The sequence below is a fragment of the Paraburkholderia sp. RAU6.4a genome (assembly GCF_050435625.1).
Taxonomy (GTDB): Bacteria; Pseudomonadota; Gammaproteobacteria; order Burkholderiales; family Burkholderiaceae; genus Paraburkholderia; species Paraburkholderia tuberum.
This window is the reverse complement of the sequence record NZ_JBNDKQ010000002.1, coordinates 3,544,413-3,561,728: the sequence shown is the minus strand read 5'-3', so window position 1 is coordinate 3,561,728 and position 17,316 is coordinate 3,544,413. Positions and strand designations below refer to the sequence as shown.

General features: G+C 63.2%; 13 protein-coding genes and 1 tRNA gene. 5 read left to right on the top strand and 9 right to left on the bottom strand.

Annotated elements, in window-relative coordinates; all coding sequences use genetic code 11:
- The first annotated feature begins 446 nt into the window (after positions 1 to 446).
- Both OKW40_RS21240 and OKW40_RS21235 read left to right on the top strand, forming a co-directional pair.
- Positions 447 to 2,807: a bifunctional diguanylate cyclase/phosphodiesterase gene (locus OKW40_RS21240; RefSeq protein ID WP_429491356.1), complete on the top strand. Its 2,361-nt coding sequence runs from the start codon at positions 447 to 449 to the stop codon at positions 2,805 to 2,807.
- Positions 2,808 to 2,845: 38 nt separating this feature from the next.
- Positions 2,846 to 4,054: a chromate transporter gene (locus OKW40_RS21235; RefSeq protein WP_429356813.1), complete on the top strand. Its 1,209-nt coding sequence runs from the start codon at positions 2,846 to 2,848 to the stop codon at positions 4,052 to 4,054.
- Between the two features lie 120 nt (positions 4,055 to 4,174).
- Here OKW40_RS21235 and OKW40_RS21230 read toward each other — a convergent pair whose 3' ends face one another.
- The 5 genes from OKW40_RS21230 to OKW40_RS21210 form a co-directional block, all read right to left on the bottom strand.
- Positions 4,175 to 4,633, bottom strand: a complete 459-nt coding sequence (locus OKW40_RS21230; protein WP_184045759.1) for a CopD family protein — start codon at positions 4,631 to 4,633, stop codon at positions 4,175 to 4,177.
- Positions 4,634 to 4,922: 289 nt separating this feature from the next.
- The gene (gene parC / locus OKW40_RS21225; protein ID WP_184059490.1) at positions 4,923 to 7,244 is read right to left on the bottom strand and encodes a DNA topoisomerase IV subunit A; all 2,322 of its coding nucleotides are present in this window, start codon (positions 7,242 to 7,244) and stop codon (positions 4,923 to 4,925) included.
- Positions 7,245 to 7,304: 60 nt separating this feature from the next.
- Positions 7,305 to 9,290 carry a DNA topoisomerase IV subunit B gene (locus OKW40_RS21220; protein ID WP_429491353.1) on the bottom strand — a complete coding sequence of 662 codons (1,986 nt, stop codon included), beginning with the start codon at positions 9,288 to 9,290 and terminating at the stop codon, positions 7,305 to 7,307.
- Positions 9,291 to 9,722: 432 nt separating this feature from the next.
- Positions 9,723 to 11,657, bottom strand: a complete 1,935-nt coding sequence (locus tag OKW40_RS21215) for an ATP-binding cassette domain-containing protein (protein WP_429491351.1) — start codon at positions 11,655 to 11,657, stop codon at positions 9,723 to 9,725.
- Between the two features lie 144 nt (positions 11,658 to 11,801).
- Entirely contained in the window at positions 11,802 to 12,203 is a 402-nt protein-coding gene (locus OKW40_RS21210) for a DUF4399 domain-containing protein (protein ID WP_429491349.1), read from the bottom strand.
- 308 nt (positions 12,204 to 12,511) lie between these two features.
- Here OKW40_RS21210 and OKW40_RS21205 point away from each other — a divergent pair, with 308 nt between their 5' ends.
- Together OKW40_RS21205 and OKW40_RS21200 are read left to right on the top strand one after the other, a co-directional pair.
- The gene (locus OKW40_RS21205) at positions 12,512 to 12,703 is read left to right on the top strand and encodes a rubredoxin (protein WP_090803595.1); all 192 of its coding nucleotides are present in this window, start codon (positions 12,512 to 12,514) and stop codon (positions 12,701 to 12,703) included.
- A 235-nt stretch (positions 12,704 to 12,938) separates the two neighbouring features.
- Positions 12,939 to 13,013, top strand: a tRNA-Arg gene (locus tag OKW40_RS21200).
- 295 nt (positions 13,014 to 13,308) lie between these two features.
- On the opposite strand, the gene OKW40_RS21195 is transcribed toward OKW40_RS21200, so the two are convergent.
- From OKW40_RS21195 to OKW40_RS21185, 3 genes are read right to left on the bottom strand one after another with little or no spacing between them, the layout of a single operon-like run.
- Complete coding sequence (locus tag OKW40_RS21195) at positions 13,309 to 13,548, bottom strand: hypothetical protein (protein WP_429491348.1); 240 nt, start codon at positions 13,546 to 13,548, stop codon at positions 13,309 to 13,311.
- Entirely contained in the window at positions 13,545 to 13,937 is a 393-nt protein-coding gene (locus tag OKW40_RS21190) for a hypothetical protein (RefSeq protein WP_244144823.1), read from the bottom strand. Before OKW40_RS21190 ends, OKW40_RS21195 begins: the two co-directional genes overlap by 4 nt.
- A gap of 6 nt (positions 13,938 to 13,943) precedes the next feature.
- The gene (locus OKW40_RS21185) at positions 13,944 to 14,348 is read right to left on the bottom strand and encodes a hypothetical protein (RefSeq protein ID WP_429491346.1); all 405 of its coding nucleotides are present in this window, start codon (positions 14,346 to 14,348) and stop codon (positions 13,944 to 13,946) included.
- A 1,055-nt stretch (positions 14,349 to 15,403) separates the two neighbouring features.
- Between OKW40_RS21185 and OKW40_RS21180 the strand changes: the two genes are divergently transcribed.
- Positions 15,404 to 16,342 (top strand): class I SAM-dependent methyltransferase, encoded by a 939-nt coding sequence (locus OKW40_RS21180; RefSeq protein WP_429491345.1) that lies wholly within the window; start codon positions 15,404 to 15,406, stop codon positions 16,340 to 16,342.
- Positions 16,343 to 16,366: 24 nt separating this feature from the next.
- On the opposite strand, the gene OKW40_RS21175 is transcribed toward OKW40_RS21180, so the two are convergent.
- Positions 16,367 to 17,206: a hypothetical protein gene (locus tag OKW40_RS21175; protein ID WP_429491343.1), complete on the bottom strand. Its 840-nt coding sequence runs from the start codon at positions 17,204 to 17,206 to the stop codon at positions 16,367 to 16,369.
- Positions 17,207 to 17,316 lie beyond the last annotated feature (110 nt).

Sequence of the window (17,316 nt, the reverse complement as noted above, 5' to 3'; positions counted from 1 at the left end):
CGGCGACACGCCACATGCCGCCGCTTCACACCACAAAAAGCCGCAGCGCGATGGCGTCGCCATACCTGGTTCTCCGAATTCATCGTGGCCGGATTGCAAAAGCCCTGCCAGAAACTGCCGAGTGGCAGGCACCGTTGCCGATGAAGTCTTGGACAAATCACGGACCGGTCGCGTCATAAGACCGGCGATGCAGGCCAACGTGAACAGCCGCATCCAGGCGCCCGCCGCGCGAGCGTATACCCCATGCCCGGAAGCTTCCTTAATCCAGTGGCATTCAGTAATATCGAACCGTATCCGATGACCTGTGGACGGTCCGGCGCGGCGCCACGCCCTCTCATCCTGCGCAGCAGCTTTGGCATCTTGGTCACCATGCAGCCATCCATCTATTTCGCGCAGTCGATGCCCATGCGTTTGCAAGCGGCCCGCACCCAGCCAAGGCCCGCGCGATGACTCAGTCCCGCTTCTCCGAGCCGCGCGAAGCCAGGCCGCGACGCGATCCATTGGTCGCGCGCCGGCGCGCATTGCTCGTCATTCCCGCCCTCGGGGTACTCGTACTGATCCTGCTGTGGACCGTGATCTTCGCGCGGCTGTCGGTAGAAAGGGACGCGACGTACCGCGAAGCGATGGCGTCTTCCGCAATACTTTCCGCGGCGCTCGAGCAGCACACCATCAAGGCGATTCACCAGGTCGATCAGATCACGCGCTTCGTCAAGTACGAGTTCGAAAAGACGCCCAATCATTTCGATCTCGCGAGCACGGTCGAAAAAGGCGTCGTGCAAAGCGAAACGCTCGTGCAGGTGTCGATAATCGACGAGCACGGCAGACTGATCGCCAATACGGCCGAACTCAACCCCGCTCACATCGACTTGTCGGACCGCGAGCACTTCAAGGTCCACGAGCACGAAAACGACGACCAGCTGTACATCAGCAAGCCCGTGCTCGGCCGCGTGTCGGGTCACTGGACGCTGCAGATGACGCGGCGTCTCAATCATCCGGACGGCTCGTTCGCGGGCGTCATCGTGGTCTCCGAAGACCCGAGCTACTTTACGTCGGACTTCTACAACAACGCGGCGATCGGCCGCGAAGGCGTGATCGCGGTGATCTCGGACAGCGGCACCGTGCTCGCGCGCCGCACCGGCAACGCCAGCAGGACGAGCAGCACGTTCACCGCGAGCGGCACGTATCCGACCTCGGAGCATGTGTCGGGCACCTACGTCGATTCGATCGACAACGTCACGCGCATCGTGTCGTACCGGCACATCGACGGCTATCCGCTCGGCGTGCTCGTCGGTCTTTCGCAGGGCGAAGAATTCGCCGATTACAACCACACGCGCAACGTCTATCTCTTGATGGCGGGCTTCATCTCGCTCGCGATGCTCAGCTTCTTCGCGGTCGCGACCGGCCTGATAGGCAAACTGCTAGGCCGCGAGCGCGAGATGACGCAACTCGTCGAATACGATCTGTTGACCGGCCTGCGCAATCGCTACGCGACGCTGCAGGCGCTGCGCCATGACGTCGCGCAGCCGCTCAACCTGGGTCGCCTCGCGATTCTTTTTATCGACCTCGACAACTTCAAGACCGTCAACGACACGCTCGGCCACAACGCCGGCGACATCGTGCTGCAGATGACAGCCTCGCGCCTCGCCACCGCGGTCGGCGACGACGGCGCGCTGAGCCGAATCGGCGGGGACGAGTTCGTCGTCGTGATCAAGGGCGACGATGTCGAAAAGCGCGCGGTCGCGCTCGCCAAAGCCGCCGGCGAAGCGTTCTCGAAGCCGTTCGAGGTGCGCGGCAGCGCGTTCGTGCTGCATGCGAGCATCGGCATCGCGCTGTACTCGGTCGCCAACGAAAGCGAGATCGACCTGCTGAAGAAAGCCGACCTCGCGATGTACAGCGCGAAGGACGCCGGCAAGAACTGCTACCAGTTCTATTCGCCGCATCTGTCGCATCGCGCCGACCATCTGATGAAGTGGGAGCAGCAGTTGCGCGTCGCGCTGGCCGAGGGGCAACTGTTCCTCGCCTATCAGCCGAAGATCGATCTGAAGCGCCGCTGCATCACCGGCTTCGAAGCGCTCGTGCGCTGGAACCATCCGCAGCACGGACTGATCCCGGCCAACGAGTTCATCCCCGTGGCCGAGTCGACCGGCCTGATCGTGCCGATCGGCGACTTCGTGATCGAGACCGCATGCCGTCAGCTCGCGCAATGGCAGCAGCAGGGCTACGACACGCTATCGCTCGCGGTGAACATTTCGGCGGTGCAGTTCTGGCGCGGCGACCTGCTCGAAACGGTCTCGCGCGCGATCGAGGAAACCGGCATCTCCGCCCGTCGCCTCGAACTCGAAATCACCGAAACGACGATGATGGAATTTCCGGAAGTGGTCTCCGAAAAAATCTTCGCGCTGAAGCGTCTCGGCGTACGCATCGCGCTCGACGATTTCGGCACCGGCTACTCTTCGCTGTCCTATCTCAACCGCTTTGCCGTCGATACGCTGAAGGTGGACCGCTCGTTCGTCCAGGCGATTCCGGGCGACCGCAGCGTCTGCGTGATGGTCACCGCGATCGTCAACCTCGCGCGCTCGCTCGGGCTCACGGTGGTGGTCGAAGGCACGGAGACCGAAGAGCAGATTGCGTGGCTGGCCGCGCTCGGCCATATCGAGGCACAGGGCTTTCTGTTCTCGCGGCCGGTGCCAGTGGAGGCGATCCCGGCACTGCTCGAGCGCTTCGGGGTATGCGGCATGAACAGCGTCGGCGGCCGCCGCGTCGCGCACGAAGCCCACAGCGCAAGCAGCCTATCCAGCAACAATTAAAGGACGGGCGCCCGCATGGCGGGGCCCGCGCAGCGCCGATGCAGACCATCACGAGCGATGAGGCTGCCCGCCGCGGGCAACGGGAACCGCTATGGACGCTGTTCCGGGTCGTGTGCGGCCTGTCGGCGCTGTCGTGGGGCGGTCTCGCGTTGATGGCGCAGCTCGAGCATCATTACGTGGAACGCGAGGGGCGGCTCTCGCGCGTGGCGTTCTCGGACCTGATCGCGCTCGCGTGGATGGTGCCGGGACCCGTCGGCTGCAACGTCGCCGTGCAGCTCGGGCACGCGCTGCGCGGACGCGCGGGCGCATGGGTCGCCGGGGTGGCGAGCGTCCTGCCCTTCTTCACGCTGATGACGCTGTTCGCGATCTTCTATCGCACGCCCATCGTGCACACGATCGCGTCGCAAACCCTGCTGCATCACTTCAGCGTCGTGCTCGCGACGCTGATCGCGCTCACCTGGTACAAGCAAACCCGCGCGCTCGTGCGGGGCAAGCTCGAATGGACGGCGGCGCTGCTCGGCAGCATCGCGCTGCTCTATGCGCACAGCGCCGCGGCGTATGTGGTGATGCTCGGCGCGGCCTTCGGCGCCGGCTGGTTCGCGAGTCGGGAGCGCGACTCGCGACTCGCCGTGTCGCTCCAGCGCGGCGACTATCGGCTACTGGCCGCGCTCGGCGTGCTGCTCGTGCTGTTTGCGCTGCCGCTGCCGCATCGCTATGACCTCGCGCTGCTGTGGCCGCGCCTCGCGGGCGCCGGCATGACGCTGTTCGGCGGTGGCTTCTCGGCGTTGCCGGTGCTGAAGACGCTGTTCGTCACGCCGGCGGTCGGCGTGTCCGATAACGACTTCACGCTCGCGTTTACGCTGTCGCCGTTGTCCCCGGGACCCCTGCTGAACGTGGTCCCGTTCTTCGGTTATCTCGTCGATGGCTGGCTCGGCGCGCTGATCGCGACGCTCGCGCTATTCGTGCCGTCAGGCTGCCTCGTCGTGCTCGCGCAGCGGCATCTGCATCAGTTGAAGGTGAACCCGCGCTTCGAGCACGGCATGAGGATTCTGCGCGCGGTCACGACCGCGTTTCTCGCGGTCGCGGTACTGCGCATTGCCGTGCGCGTACCGCTGGAGCCGATCTATCTGCTGACCGCGACGTTCTCCGCGATGTGCTTCGCGAAGCTGAAGGTGCCGGTGTATGCCGTGTATGGAACGGTGGCGGTGGCGTGCGGTTTGTGGCTCGCGTACGGCGCCACGACGTGATGCGTCGCGGGCCGCACGAAGCCTGCTGCGCCGTTGGCGATCCGGCGGTCCGGCGGTCCGGCGGTCCGGCGATCCGGCGATCCGGCGGTCCGGCGGTCCGGCGGTCCGGCGATCCGCCGATCAGAACCCGCGCGACAGCACAGCGAAGCCGATCGTCACGACGCCCAGCACGAGATTGATCAGCACGAGACGGCGGACCGTGCCGACCGCCTGCGCGCCATCGGGCCACTTCTGCGCCTGCACCGCGCGGCGAATGCGCGGATATACGGCGAAGCGGATATGCCCGAAGATCAGCATCATCACGATGCCGAGACCGGCCATCGCATGCAACGGCCAGCTAGCATGAGCGCCGCCGAATTGCATCAGCAGGAAGCCGCCGCTGATCAGGATCACGAGCACCGACACCCCGACCCAGTTGAAGAAGCGGCCAAATACCGACTCCCACAGCGGCAGGCGCAGTTGCGGCGACAGATCGCCGAGCGCAGGGCGCAGGCAGAAATGCGCGAACACCATACCGCCGACCCACACCGCCACCCCGAGCAGATGCAGAAAAAGCGCGACTTCGATAGCCTTGTTCATGTAGTTTTCCTCTCCCGACGACGCCACACCGTTTAGGACACGCGATCCCGCTCAGCACCAACTGAGCGCGTTCGACCATACGTGATGCAGGCAGTTCCGGGTATCGACGTCTATTGCGTCGTGTTTTGTCGTTGTGATCGCGGCCCGTTCATCTGGCCGCGACGCCGCCGCGCCCCGTTTGCTTCCACGCCCTTCGCGCGACGGACTCTGCTGCGACAGACCGCGAGCGCCCCGCATGCTAGCAGGCGCCCTCGGTTTTGCAGCGTCAAACTTCGTTAAATCGACTCCACTAGGCCGGCAGCACCGGACGCATGCCGTCGAGCTTCAGCTTGCTGGCGGGCGCGCGTCCCTTGCGCGCACGCTTGCCGACATGCGCCGCAAGCTCGGCGCCGGCCAGCTTCTCCTCGTCGACGCGGCCGCCACGACGCGTGCCGATCAGCATCACGCCTGCTTTGTTGATCGCGAGCGCCTGCACGAGCGTTTCGTTGTCGTCGAGCGCCATCAGCGTGACGCCACGGCCGCCGCCCGACAGCGTCTTCATCTCGTCGAGGCCGAACACGAGCAGACGTCCGCCCGACGACAGACACGCGACCTGCGCCGCGTCCGGCAGCATCGGCATCGGCGCGAGCGGCGCGGCGCCGGCGTCGATCGTCATGAACGACTTGCCGGCCTTCACGCGGCTCACCATATCGCCGACCTTCGCGATGAAGCCGAAGCCGTTGCTCGAGGCGAGCAGCAGCGCCTGTTCCGCCGACGCCGCGTAGTAGTGCATCAAATGACTGCCCGATTCGAGCTCGATCAGCGACGTGACCGGCACGCCGTCGCCGCGTCCGCCCGGCAGTTGAGCCACCGCGACCGAATAGACGCGCCCGTTGCTACCCCACGCGATCAGCGTATCGGGCGTGCGGCATTGGAACGCCGCGTAGAGGCCGTCGCCGGCCTTGAAGCTGAAGCCGGCCGTATCGAGCCCGTGGCCCTTCAGCGCGCGCACCCAGCCCTTTTGCGACACCACGACGGTGACCGGCTCGTCGACCACGCGCGCTTCGAACGTCGCGCGCTTTTCCTGCTGGATCAGCGTGCGGCGCTCGTCGCCGTACTGTTTCGCGTCGGCTTCGATTTCCTTGATCAGCAGGCGCTTCATCGCCGGTTCGCTGCCGAGCAGCTCTTCGAGCTTGGCCTTCTCGTCGCGCAGCTCGGCCAGTTCCTTCTCGATCTTGATCTTCTCGAGGCGCGCCAACTGACGCAGCCGGATTTCGAGGATGTCCTCGGCCTGGCGATCCGTGAGACCGAACGCGGCCATCAGCGCGACTTTCGGCTCGTCCGATTCGCGAATGATGCGGATGACTTCGTCGATATTCAGGAAGACGATCATCCGGCCTTCGAGAATATGGATGCGGTCGTCGACCTTCGACAGACGATGCCGCGTGCGGCGCGTCACCGTCGCGAAACGGAACGCGATCCACTCGTGCAGGATTTCGCTCAAGCCCTTCTGACGCGGCCGGCCATCGCCGCCGACCATCACCATGTTCAGCGGTGCGTTCGATTCGAGGCTCGTATGCGCGAGCAGCGTGTTGACGAAGTCGGTCTGATCGATGCGGCTCGACTTCGGCTCGAACACGAGACGCACCGGCGCGTCCTTGCCCGATTCGTCGCGCACCGCGTCGACGAGCCCGAGCAGCGTCTGCCGCGTCTGCAACTGCTCGGGCGTCAGCGTCTTCTTGCCGAGCTTGATTTTCGGGTTGGTCTGTTCTTCGATTTCCTCGAGCACCTTCTGCGCGGCCGTATTCGGCGGCAGTTCGGTGATCACGAGTTGCCACTGGCCACGCGCGAGATCCTCGATCTTCCAGCGCGCGCGCACCTTCAGGCTGCCGCGGCCGGTTTCGTACGCGGTGGCGATTTCCGCCTCGCTCGAAATGATCTGGCCGCCGCCGGGGAAGTCCGGACCGGGCACGTGCTGCATCAGCTCCGCATGCGAGAGCTTCGGATTGCGGATCAGCGCGACCGCCGCTCCTGCGACTTCGCGCAGGTTGTGCGACGGAATTTCCGTCGCGAGGCCGACGGCGATGCCCGATGCGCCATTGAGCAGCACGAACGGCAGACGCGCCGGCAGCACTTTCGGCTCTTCGAACGAGCCGTCGTAGTTCGGCATGAAGTCGACCGTGCCCTGGTCGATTTCGGCGAGCAGCAGCTTTGCGATCGGCGTCAGGCGCGCTTCGGTGTAACGCATCGCCGCCGCGCCGTCGCCGTCGCGCGAGCCGAAGTTGCCCTGGCCGTCGATCAGCGGATAGCGCATCGAAAAGTCTTGCGCGAGACGCACGAGTGCGTCGTACGCGGACTGGTCGCCGTGCGGGTGATACTTACCGAGCACGTCGCCGACCACGCGCGCCGATTTGACCGGCTTCGCGTTGTCGCCGAGGCCCATCTCGTTCATCGCGAACAGGATGCGGCGCTGCACCGGCTTCTGCCCATCGCAAACATCGGGCAGCGCGCGGCCCTTGACCACGCTGACCGCATACTCGAGGTACGCGCGCTCCGCGTAGTTGCCGAGCGTCAGCACGTCGCTGTCCGACGGCGGCTCGTTGAAAAGGTCGAGAGTGTTATCGTCGTCCATCTAGATTCCGTGTCCGTGTTTGGCTTGAAGTGTCGTATGCCGCATTGAGGCGCAATGCGCTCAGATGTCCGCTTCCACTTCGTTGCCCTTCTCTTCGAGCCAGCTGCGGCGCGACGCCGCTTCGCCCTTGCCCATCAGCATCGTCATGCGCGCGACGGTCGCATCGTAGTCGAGTTCGCCGAGCGCGACCGGCTGCAGGCGGCGCGTGTCGGGATTCATCGTCGTGTCCCACAGCTGCTCGGCGCTCATTTCACCGAGCCCCTTGAAGCGGCTGATCGACCACTGGTTGTCGCGCACGCCGTCCTTGCGCAGCTTGTCGAGAATCGCCTCGAGCTCGCCTTCGTCGAGCGCATAGAGCTTCTGCGCGGGCTTCTTGCCGCGCGCGGGCGCATCGACGCGAAACAACGGCGGACGCGCGACGCACACATGACCGCGCTCGATCAGTTGCGGGAAATGCTTGAAGAACAGCGTGAGCAGCAGCACCTGGATATGCGAGCCGTCGACGTCCGCATCCGACAGAATGCAGATCTTGCCGTAGCGCAGATTCGACAGATCGACCTTGTCGTCCGGATTATGCGGATCGACGCCGATCGCCACTGAAATGTCGTGCACCTCGTTGTTCGCGAACAGGCGATCACGTTCGGTTTCCCATGTGTTCAGCACCTTGCCGCGCAGCGGCAGGATCGCCTGGTATTCCTTGTCGCGGCCCATCTTCGCGGAGCCGCCCGCCGAGTCGCCCTCGACGAGGAACAGCTCGTTGCGGCCGATTTCCGTCGATTCGCAATCGGTCAGCTTGCCGGGCAGCACGGCAACGCCCGAGCTCTTGCGCTTCTCGACCTTCTGCCCCGCGCGCGTGCGCGCCTGCGCCTGCTTGATCACGAGGTCCGCGAGTTTCTTGCCATGCTCGACGTGCTGGTTCAACCACAGTTCGAGCGCCGGCCGAGCGAACGACGACACGAGCTTGACCGCATCGCGGCTATTCAGGCGCTCCTTGATCTGCCCTTGAAACTGCGGATCGAGCACCTTCGCCGACAGCACGAACGATACCCGCGCGAACACGTCTTCGGCGAGCAGTTTCACGCCCTTCGGCTGCAGGTTGTGCAACTCGACGAAGCTCTTGACCGCCTGATAAAGACCGTCGCGCAAGCCCGACTCATGCGTGCCGCCCGCGGGCGTAGGAATCAGGTTCACGTACGACTCGCGCGTGAGCGGCCCTTCCTCGCTCCACGCGACGACCCACGCCGCGCCCTCGCCTTCGGCGAACGTCTCTTCGCTCGAACGCGAGCTTTCCGCGTAGCGCTCGCCCTCGAACAGCGGAATCAGCAGATCGCTGCCGTTCATGCCTTCCAGCAGATAGCCGCGCAGGCCGTCTTCGTATTTCCAGCTTTGCCGCTCGCCGGTTTTCTCGTTGACGAGCGTGACCTCGACGCCCGGCAGCAGCACCGCTTTTGAGCGCAACAGACGCTGCAATTCACCGAACGGCAGGTTCGGCGAATCGAAGTACTTCGGATCGGCCCACGCGGTCACGCGCGTGCCGGATTTCTTGTCGGCCTTGGTGGCGGCGCGCACTTCGAGCGGCTTCGCGACGTCGCCGTGCGCGAAGCTCAGTTCGGCGACCTTGCCGTCGCGCCACACGGTGACGTCGAGCCGCGTGGACAGCGCGTTGGTGACCGACACGCCGACGCCGTGCAGACCGCCCGAGAACGTATAGGCGCCGCCGGCGGCCTTGTCGAACTTGCCGCCCGCGTGCAAGCGCGTGAAAACGATTTCGACGACCGGTACGCCCTCGTCGGGGTGCAGGCCGAACGGAATGCCGCGGCCGTCGTCGTCGACCGAGACCGAATGGTCCGCGTGCAGCGTGACCGTGATTTGCCGGCCGTAGCCGCCGAGGGCTTCGTCCGATGCGTTGTCGATGACTTCCTGAATGATGTGCAGCGGATTCTCGGTGCGGGTGTACATGCCGGGTCGTTGCTTGACCGGCTCCAGACCCTTCAACACCTTGATCGACGCTTCGCTATACGCGGCGTTTGGCTTTTTCGTAGACATGATTGACTCGGTGCGTCGGTTCATCGTTGTCCACAGGTCCTGTGGACAGGGCCTGGACAATGCGTTGAGTACTCAAAAAAAGCGAAACGAAACAACGGGGTTAGGTGGAGCGCCCGCGATGCGGGCAAGCTGTTTTGTCGCGCGGCTTCCGTTGGCGCGCTCGAATGCCGGAGATGGACGCACAGCCCGCCGGGGAAGCCTGTTCGCGGGGTATTGTACTGATTTCGATCACGGCGGCAATTGACCCCGCGCTGAATTGGCCGACTGGATAAGGCGCGGCGGGCGTTGGGGGACATGCAATGGAGGATGCACGACTCGCAGGACGGCGGCGCGATAGGTATCGGCGGAAATGCACGGGCGCGCGCCGGCTGAATTTCGGTGCCGTGCGCGGCGGCGCTTTCTGCTGTTTTTGTGCCGGCCGCGCACGCCGCGTTACTTGACGCGGTTTTCCAGCTCGTCCCAACGTTCGAGCGCGAGCATCAACTCTTCGTCGATCTCGGCATAGCGCTCGGTCAGACGCGCGCCTTCGCGTGCATCTTTCGCGAACACCGAGCCGTCTTCGAGCTGCGCGCCGATTGCCTTCTGTTCGGCCTCAAGGTCGGCAATCATTTTCGGTAGCGCCTCCAGTTCGCGCTGCTCCTTGAACGACAGCTTCGCGCTGCGCTGCGCATTGCGGCCCGACGCGCTGTCCTTCGGCGCCGCTTCTTTCGGCGCTTCCTTGCTCGATTCTTTCTGCGCTTCGAGCGCGAGTCGCTCCGAGCGATCGCGCTGCGTCTGCCAGTCCGTGAAGCCGCCGACGTATTCGCGCCACTTGCCACCGCCTTCCGAGGCGATCACCGACGTCACGACGTTATCGAGAAAGGCGCGGTCGTGGCTGACGAGCAGCACCGTGCCGTCGTAGTCGATCAGCAGTTCTTCGAGCAGTTCGAGCGTCGGAATGTCGAGGTCGTTGGTCGGTTCATCGAGCACCAGCACGTTGGCCGGGCGCGCGAACAGGCGCGCGAGCAACAGCCGGTTGCGCTCGCCGCCCGACAGCGACTTGACCGGCGAACGCGCGCGCTCCGGTGCGAACAGGAAGTCGCCGAGATAGCTCATCACATGCTTCTTCTGGCCGTTGATTTCGACCCACTCGCTGCCGGGGCTGATCGTGTCCGCGAGACTCTTTTCCAGATCGAGCGCCGCGCGCATCTGATCGAAATACGCGACCTGCGGATTCGTGCCGACGCGCACGTTGCCCTCGTCGGGCGCGAGTTCACCGAGGATCAGCTTCAGCAGCGTGGTCTTGCCCGCGCCGTTCGGACCGATGAAGCCGATCTTGTCGCCGCGCATCACCGTGGCCGTGAAGCGGTCCACCACCGCGCGCTCGCCATAGCGCTTCGTCACGTCCGTCAGTTCCGCCACGATCTTGCCGGACTTCTCGCCCTGACCGACGTCGAGCTTCACGTTGCCCTGCCCGTTGCGGCGCTCGGCGCGCTCGTTGCGCATCTGCACGAGGCGCGCGATGCGGCCGACGCTGCGCGTGCGGCGTGCCTCGACGCCCTTGCGAATCCACACTTCTTCCTGCGCGAGCAGTTTGTCGAACTTCTCGTTCTCGATGCGCTCGACTTCGAGCTGCTGCGCCTTGCGCGTCTGGTACGCGGAGAAATTGCCCGGATACGACAGCAGCCGCCCGCGATCGAGCTCGACGATGCGCGTCGCGACGCGGTCGAGAAACGCGCGATCGTGTGTGATGAACAGCAGCCCAGCGCGCAGCGACACCAGCAGATCTTCGAGCCAGCGGATGCCGTCGAAGTCGAGATGGTTGGTCGGCTCGTCGAGCAGCAGCACGTCGGGCTGCACGACGAGCGCGCGCGCGAGCGCGGCGCGCTTCTGCATGCCGCCCGACAGCGAGCCGACACGGGCTTCGCCGTTCAGGCCGATCTGCTGCAGCGTGGTCGCGACGCGCGTGCTCCAATTCCATGCGTCCGCGGCGTCCAACGACGATTGCAGCGTGTTCATGCGCGCGAGCAGCGCGTCGTGTTCGGCGCCCTCAGGCGTGTCGGCGAGCTGATGCGCGACCGCGTCGTATTCGTCGAGCAGCGCGCGCGCCTCGGTGAGTCCGGCGGCGACCGCGTCGAACACGGTGTCGTCGGCGTTGAACTCGGGCTCCTGCGGCACGTAGACCGTGCTCAGATGCTGCTGACGCGTGACGAGGCCGTCGTCGGGTTTGGCCAGATCGGCGACGATTTTCAACAGCGACGACTTGCCCGCGCCGTTGCGCCCGATCAGCCCGACGTGCTCGCCCGCTTCGAGCGAGAAATCCGCGTGGTCGAGCAGCGCGACGTGACCGAACGCGAGCTGCGCTCCGGTAATGGTGTAAAGCGACATGGGAATGGGAGAAGGCAGCGATGAGTCGGAACTGCTCATTGTACCGGGCGCAGGTATGCCGGGCGGGAACATCCGTGCGATGAAGCGCGCAACGCAGCGTGCAACGCTATTGGCGAGCGCCGGCCCGGCCTTTCAAGCAGTTGCTTACTTGACGTGCACCGTGATCGTCTTGCTCATCTCCGGCCCATACGAGCGATGCGCGCCGTCGCCGAATTGCAGCGTCAGCGTATGGTCGCCCGGCGGCAGCGTCAGATCGGTTTCAGTCTGGCCTTTGCCGAAGTGCAGCGACTTGTTGGTCGCGGGGACGACCTCGCCCTTCGGCAGCGGCTTGCCGTCGATCAGCAGGTGATGATGCCCGGTGCCGTCCGTCAGCGTGCCGGCGGGCGCGATCTTCATGCCGTCAAGGCCAAACACGACGTGCACCGGATTGGTGACGGTCGCGCCGTCCGCCGGTTGCACGAAGGTCACGCCCTCCGCCTGCGCCACACCTGACCCGGCGAGTAGCCCAGCCGCCGCGACGCCGACCAACCATCTGTTTATAAACATCGTTTTCTCCTTTGGAAGCGAAACCCGGCGATGCGGCGCCGCCAGCGGCCTCGCCCGAGACCGTTCGTCGCAATACGTGCGAAGCGAGCGCCACATCTGTCCAATCGAATAGCTTGCAGGTCAAAGCGTACACGGCTTGTGTGACGAGGCCCGTCGCGCGAACCCGGGCTCGCCGCAGAGGCGTTGGGGCGGCGCCGCATCGGTCGTCTGCGGCTGATTTGACAAATTCCGGTAATATTGCGGGTCGCCGCGCCACCCCATAAAGGGGCAGAGCAAGCCGGCCATTGCATTGAACGAGAGAGCGTGTCGTGAGCGAAGTAATCGAAGTGACGGAATTCAAGAGCTGGGTCTGCCTGATTTGCGGTTGGATCTACAACGAGGAAGACGGTCTGCCCGAAGAAGGCATCGGACCGGGCACGCGTTTCGCCGACATTCCGGAAGACTGGCGCTGCCCGCTCTGCGACGTGGGCAAGGCGGAGTTCGCGGTGGTGGAGTTTTGACAGTGAGATGAGCTTGGGGCGATAGGCGCGGTTGCGTGCGCTTCGCCAGATGCTCAGGTGGTTTGCGCGGCCCGGCAGGCGATGTCTGCGGGGCCGTTTGTTTTTGCGGGATTTGTGCGAGGCGCGGGCGGCTGCTGGCTTGGCTCTCCTTTTGCCCGCGCCGGTTTGATATACTCTGCGCTCGGTGGTCAGTCTGGACTCACCGAGTCCTCGCCGATCTGTCCGGCCCGGTCCTCTCCCTGTAGTTCAATGGATAGAACAAGTGCCTCCTAAGCGCTAGATACAGGTTCGATTCCTGTCAGGGGGACCAGATAGCTTCCCGGCGTTGCCCAGAAAAGTATTGAACATGGGCCCAATCTGCACTGACGAGTCGCCGCGAACGTGAGACGGTGCGGAGGCAGCGCGCAGATATTCAGCGAGCTTCACCTGTTGCGGTTCGTCCCTCGCCAAAGTGGTCGGGCTGGCAGTGACGATGCGTTTGCGGCCAGCGCGTACCTCACTACTCCCGGCGTCGCCGCAATATTCCGCTCGAGCATAGACCACACAAAGGTTGCCGGCTCTCGCCTGGATTTCGATTGCCACTAGCCCATCCATTCGTGCCCGCTCTAGCGGTACTCGTCAATCTCCACCGTGCCGCTCAGCGCTTCTGGCAGTTCGTCCTCGTTGCCGTCGCCGGACAGCAGTTCGGAAAGCTCGTCTGCGCGTACCGCCCGCATCGCTTTCTCGATCTCCCTGTCGTATCGGCGGTTGTTCCGATCATGCCGGGCGTGCGCCTTACGCGCGTACTTCTGAACGAAGCAACCACGCTCGCCAGCGAGGCGGTCCCGCTTTCGTTTTGCGATCACGGGAGCCGAGGGCCACATGTTCCGCCGTCGGTCTCATGGACCTCAAGCGAGTCACACTCAATCGCGAGTTCGGCACCCAGAGTGGAATAGATGAAAGCAAGCAGTGCGGCTTTCTTGTCGGTAAGTCGCTCTCCAGCTTCGAGCACAGCACTGGCCCGCGCGTGCTTCGCGTCGTCCGGGGCAACGATGTGAATGCCGTAGACGATATTCAGCAAGCCAAGATGCTCAACCGAAACACACGTCACGCCGTTGAACGTGACCAACGCGCGCCTGTTGGCAAGGTACAGGCCTAGCGTCAGCGTCCGGGGCTCGGTATTCGGGCCAATGACCACGCTGTCCAGATACCAATCGTGGAAATAGCCCCACGCCTTCAATATTTCATCCGTCATATCGATTTACCAAGGGAGCAAGGAGACCGGCGCGCCCTCGTCGCGGATGTAGCCGTCCCAACCGTGCGCGTGCGGATTTGGATTGCCGTGGTGCGCTTCAAGGTCAAAGTCCGCTAGCGGCGTGCCATTCGGCCCGAACTGACGCAACTGCGGCATCGTCCCCGGCATACTGGAGATCCACGTCCCCGGCGTGCCTTTGAACGGCATCCCGGCAACTTCATCTGCTGCGCCACCCGGCATGTCGGGCTGATAGTCGAACGCCTGCGCATCGCCAAGCGGCGTTGATACCGGCGTAGCGATGGTTCCATCCGGAAGCACGTCACCGGGGCGGGCGAACCAGATGGCGAGATCATCGTCGGCGGCCAGTCGCGGAAGTACTGGACGCTGGAATGAACGCCCGGCACTCACCACAGGCAGCGAGCGCCTGAATAGCTGCGACGGCGTGACGGTCGCGTAGTACGGCCGGATCTTCTGCTCAATAGTCGCACCGCCTCCGCGCGACGTACGCGGCGTGGCACGACTGCGATCACATCGCCACGTTCGACGGCGTTCTGTAGCGCCCGGGCGGTCTGCTCTGGAGCAGCGCTACTCGCGTATGCACCACTGCGCGCGTTGCGCATGAATTCGACGAGCCGCGCCAGCTGACGTGTGTCGCGCGTGAATTCTCGCAATCCTGCCGAGGTAATGAACTGGCGGCCGGCGCGCGCCTCGTTGCTCAGGGCATTACCGTGATACTCATGTCGCGTGTAGAGCGTGCAGCGCCGATGCGTTCCGACGTCGAAGTCAATCGCCATCTGTCTGTAATCCCATCAACTTGTGCCTCCTCCAAAAAAAGCGATTTGAAGAGGCTATGTAGCACAAAGCCGGGAACGGAGCGACAGGTCCGACACAATCGTTGACACTCGTCCCTGCGCCGGTCCGCCATGCGTCACCACGCACGGCCGTGCGCGCGCCGAAGCGCCGAAAAGGCCGGACGAAAAACCGGACTTGCAAGGATTCCTGCAAGGAGGAGACGAGTCTAGATGCTGCTGAATGCGGAGCAGCACTGAGGCGGCGAAGCGGCGAAAAACTACTCTCTTATGTGACGCCGGATGTGAAGCGGCCCCGCTTCAGGGGGCTATACAAGCAAATCAATCGCCCCGCGATCGATTGCGCCGCATCCAGGTCATACAGGAATCGCACCCGTTTTTCCTCAGGAGACCGATTCGAGGGGCACAGGTGGGGGGCACAAAAAATCGAAAACTCCCCGCAAACACCGCCAGCCTTGACGTATGAATTCTGTCAGGGGACCAACCGGCCACCAGTGCTCTTAAAAGCCCCGCACACCTTGCGCTGCGGTGCTTTTTGTTGCCGATCCGCCTTCCAGGCGAACCACCCGTTCGACAACCCCGGAAAATCGGGCGCTCCCGGAAATCTCAGATCGCTATAATCTGCGAGCCGACTTCGAAACGTTTCCGAGGACCGACATGGATCAAGCGCTTGAATGCGTTACCGCGTTGAATTTTTGTGAGCAGGCCTATCTCGCCGCAAATCCGGACGTCGCTGCGGCTGTCAGGCTCGGCGCATTACGATCGGGAAGATCGCATTTCGAAGTTTTCGGAAGCGCCGAAAGTCATCGCAGGCAAGATGCACTGATGGCGGCCCAATCCAGGCAGGAACGAAGAAAAAGAATAGCGTCTGTCCTTCGCACTGATATGCCATTTAGTGACGACGGAAAATTTTTCGATTTTTTGTCGCCCGATCTGCGCTCCCAGTTCGACATTTACGACTCGGAACTGGCCGGCAGCAATCTGTACGATCAGGATGCACTGAGTATGATCGAGCGCCATCCGTCGGGGATCATTCTGGATTGTGGGGCCGGCAGCCGTCCCGCGATCTACGAAAACGTGATCAATTTCGACATCACCAACTATCCATCCACCGATGTGCGCGGTGTCGGCGAAGTTCTGCCATTCAAAGATGCATCGTTCGATGGCCTTCTGTCGTTGAATGTCCTCGAACATGTGAAGGACCCATTCACTGCCGCCAAAGAGATTCTTCGCGTGTTGAAGCCAGGAGGCGATCTGGTCGTGGTGGTTCCGCTCACTCAACCTACTCACGGCTACCCGCATCACTACTACAACATGACAGCCGAGGGGATTCTCAACCTGTTCGGATCTGCGATCAATGCCGAACGTGTGTACGTACCGGAATCGACATCGGCCATCTGGTCGATTTACTGGATCATGAGCGAATGGGCCGATGGTCTCGACGAGAATGCGCTGAAGGAATTCAAGGCGCTCACGGTCGAAGAAATTCTGCAAGGGCCGCCGACGTTGCTGGATCGATCGTTTGTGAAGCAGCTAAGCGCAAAAAAGAATCTCGACATTGCGAGTTCGACGACGGTGATCGCGAAACGCGTTTGAGACGACGCCAGTCCAGCGGCTCCATTATTTTTGCATCGGCCGACGGACACTTTGCTCGTATATCGAAGGGTCGACGACGTTCATCTGATCCTTTGGGCGTTCACCAAAAACTCGCTCGAAGTCCTCGGGACCCAGAATGTCAGCAGCGTCGTGGAGAAAAGACGAATAGGCCTGGTTCAGCTCCGAGGCGGACGGAACATCGCCGCCCTGCGGGGCAGGTTGCAAACGCTCGACCCGCACCATAAATGCGCGTCGATGATTCATCAACGACTTGATCTTCGCATCCGCGTCGGGACCCTTCAAAGTCGCCTGAAGATGCTCCTGAAAATCGTCGACATCGGATTCCTGATGTCCTGGCTTCATCGCGTTACTCCCGCTTGGTGTCGAGCACTGAATCTTCTTGCTCGCCCATGCAGCATGCTGCTTGCCGTATGGTCCGAAGATCGCGACACTCAACCAGTAGCCCCTGGACATGCGGACGGTAGCTGGAGCCGCTCCACCGCTGCCGGTCGCCCAAAGAATCTGGTTTGACAACTGATGGCATACACCATCGCGACCATAGCTGAATATCGTTCCACGAGCGGCCGGATCGATGTTCGAGTCCACATCGGGCTTACATAGACAACTAGCATAAAGCAGATTTGCCGCGCCGGAAGCCAAAAAACCATCCGCACTGACCGGCGTCCCAGCTCGGGCGTGGAAGCTGCCCCAGCTGTACCAATAGTGCTCGCCCGCGATCAGGACGTCCGCCAGCGCTGGGTAAATCTTCACGCGGCTGTCGTAGGTCGTCACCCATGTATGGTCGACCACGGAATCCTGGAAATACGCCGGAACGGACCACGCGAACAATGTAACGGCGCTCATTGCTTCACCTTTTCGTCCGGTCGCGTCACAGCGCTGTCGCGCGATTCTCGCCCGATAAGCCGGTAAGAACTTTACTCACCTCAAAGGTTATACGCGCTCAGCGGTATTAC

Coding starts and splice junctions, on each gene's coding strand:
- OKW40_RS21240 (WP_429491356.1), top strand. CDS start 447: ATGACTCAGTCCCGCTTCTCCGAGCCGCGCGAAGCCAGGCCGCGACGC.
- OKW40_RS21235 (WP_429356813.1), top strand. CDS start 2,846: ATGCAGACCATCACGAGCGATGAGGCTGCCCGCCGCGGGCAACGGGAA.
- OKW40_RS21230 (WP_184045759.1), bottom strand. CDS start 4,633: ATGAACAAGGCTATCGAAGTCGCGCTTTTTCTGCATCTGCTCGGGGTG.
- parC (WP_184059490.1), bottom strand. CDS start 7,244: ATGGACGACGATAACACTCTCGACCTTTTCAACGAGCCGCCGTCGGAC.
- OKW40_RS21220 (WP_429491353.1), bottom strand. CDS start 9,290: ATGTCTACGAAAAAGCCAAACGCCGCGTATAGCGAAGCGTCGATCAAG.
- OKW40_RS21215 (WP_429491351.1), bottom strand. CDS start 11,657: ATGTCGCTTTACACCATTACCGGAGCGCAGCTCGCGTTCGGTCACGTC.
- OKW40_RS21210 (WP_429491349.1), bottom strand. CDS start 12,203: ATGTTTATAAACAGATGGTTGGTCGGCGTCGCGGCGGCTGGGCTACTC.
- OKW40_RS21190 (WP_244144823.1), bottom strand. CDS start 13,937: ATGACGGATGAAATATTGAAGGCGTGGGGCTATTTCCACGATTGGTAT.
- OKW40_RS21180 (WP_429491345.1), top strand. CDS start 15,404: ATGGATCAAGCGCTTGAATGCGTTACCGCGTTGAATTTTTGTGAGCAG.
- OKW40_RS21175 (WP_429491343.1), bottom strand. CDS start 17,206: ATGAGCGCCGTTACATTGTTCGCGTGGTCCGTTCCGGCGTATTTCCAG.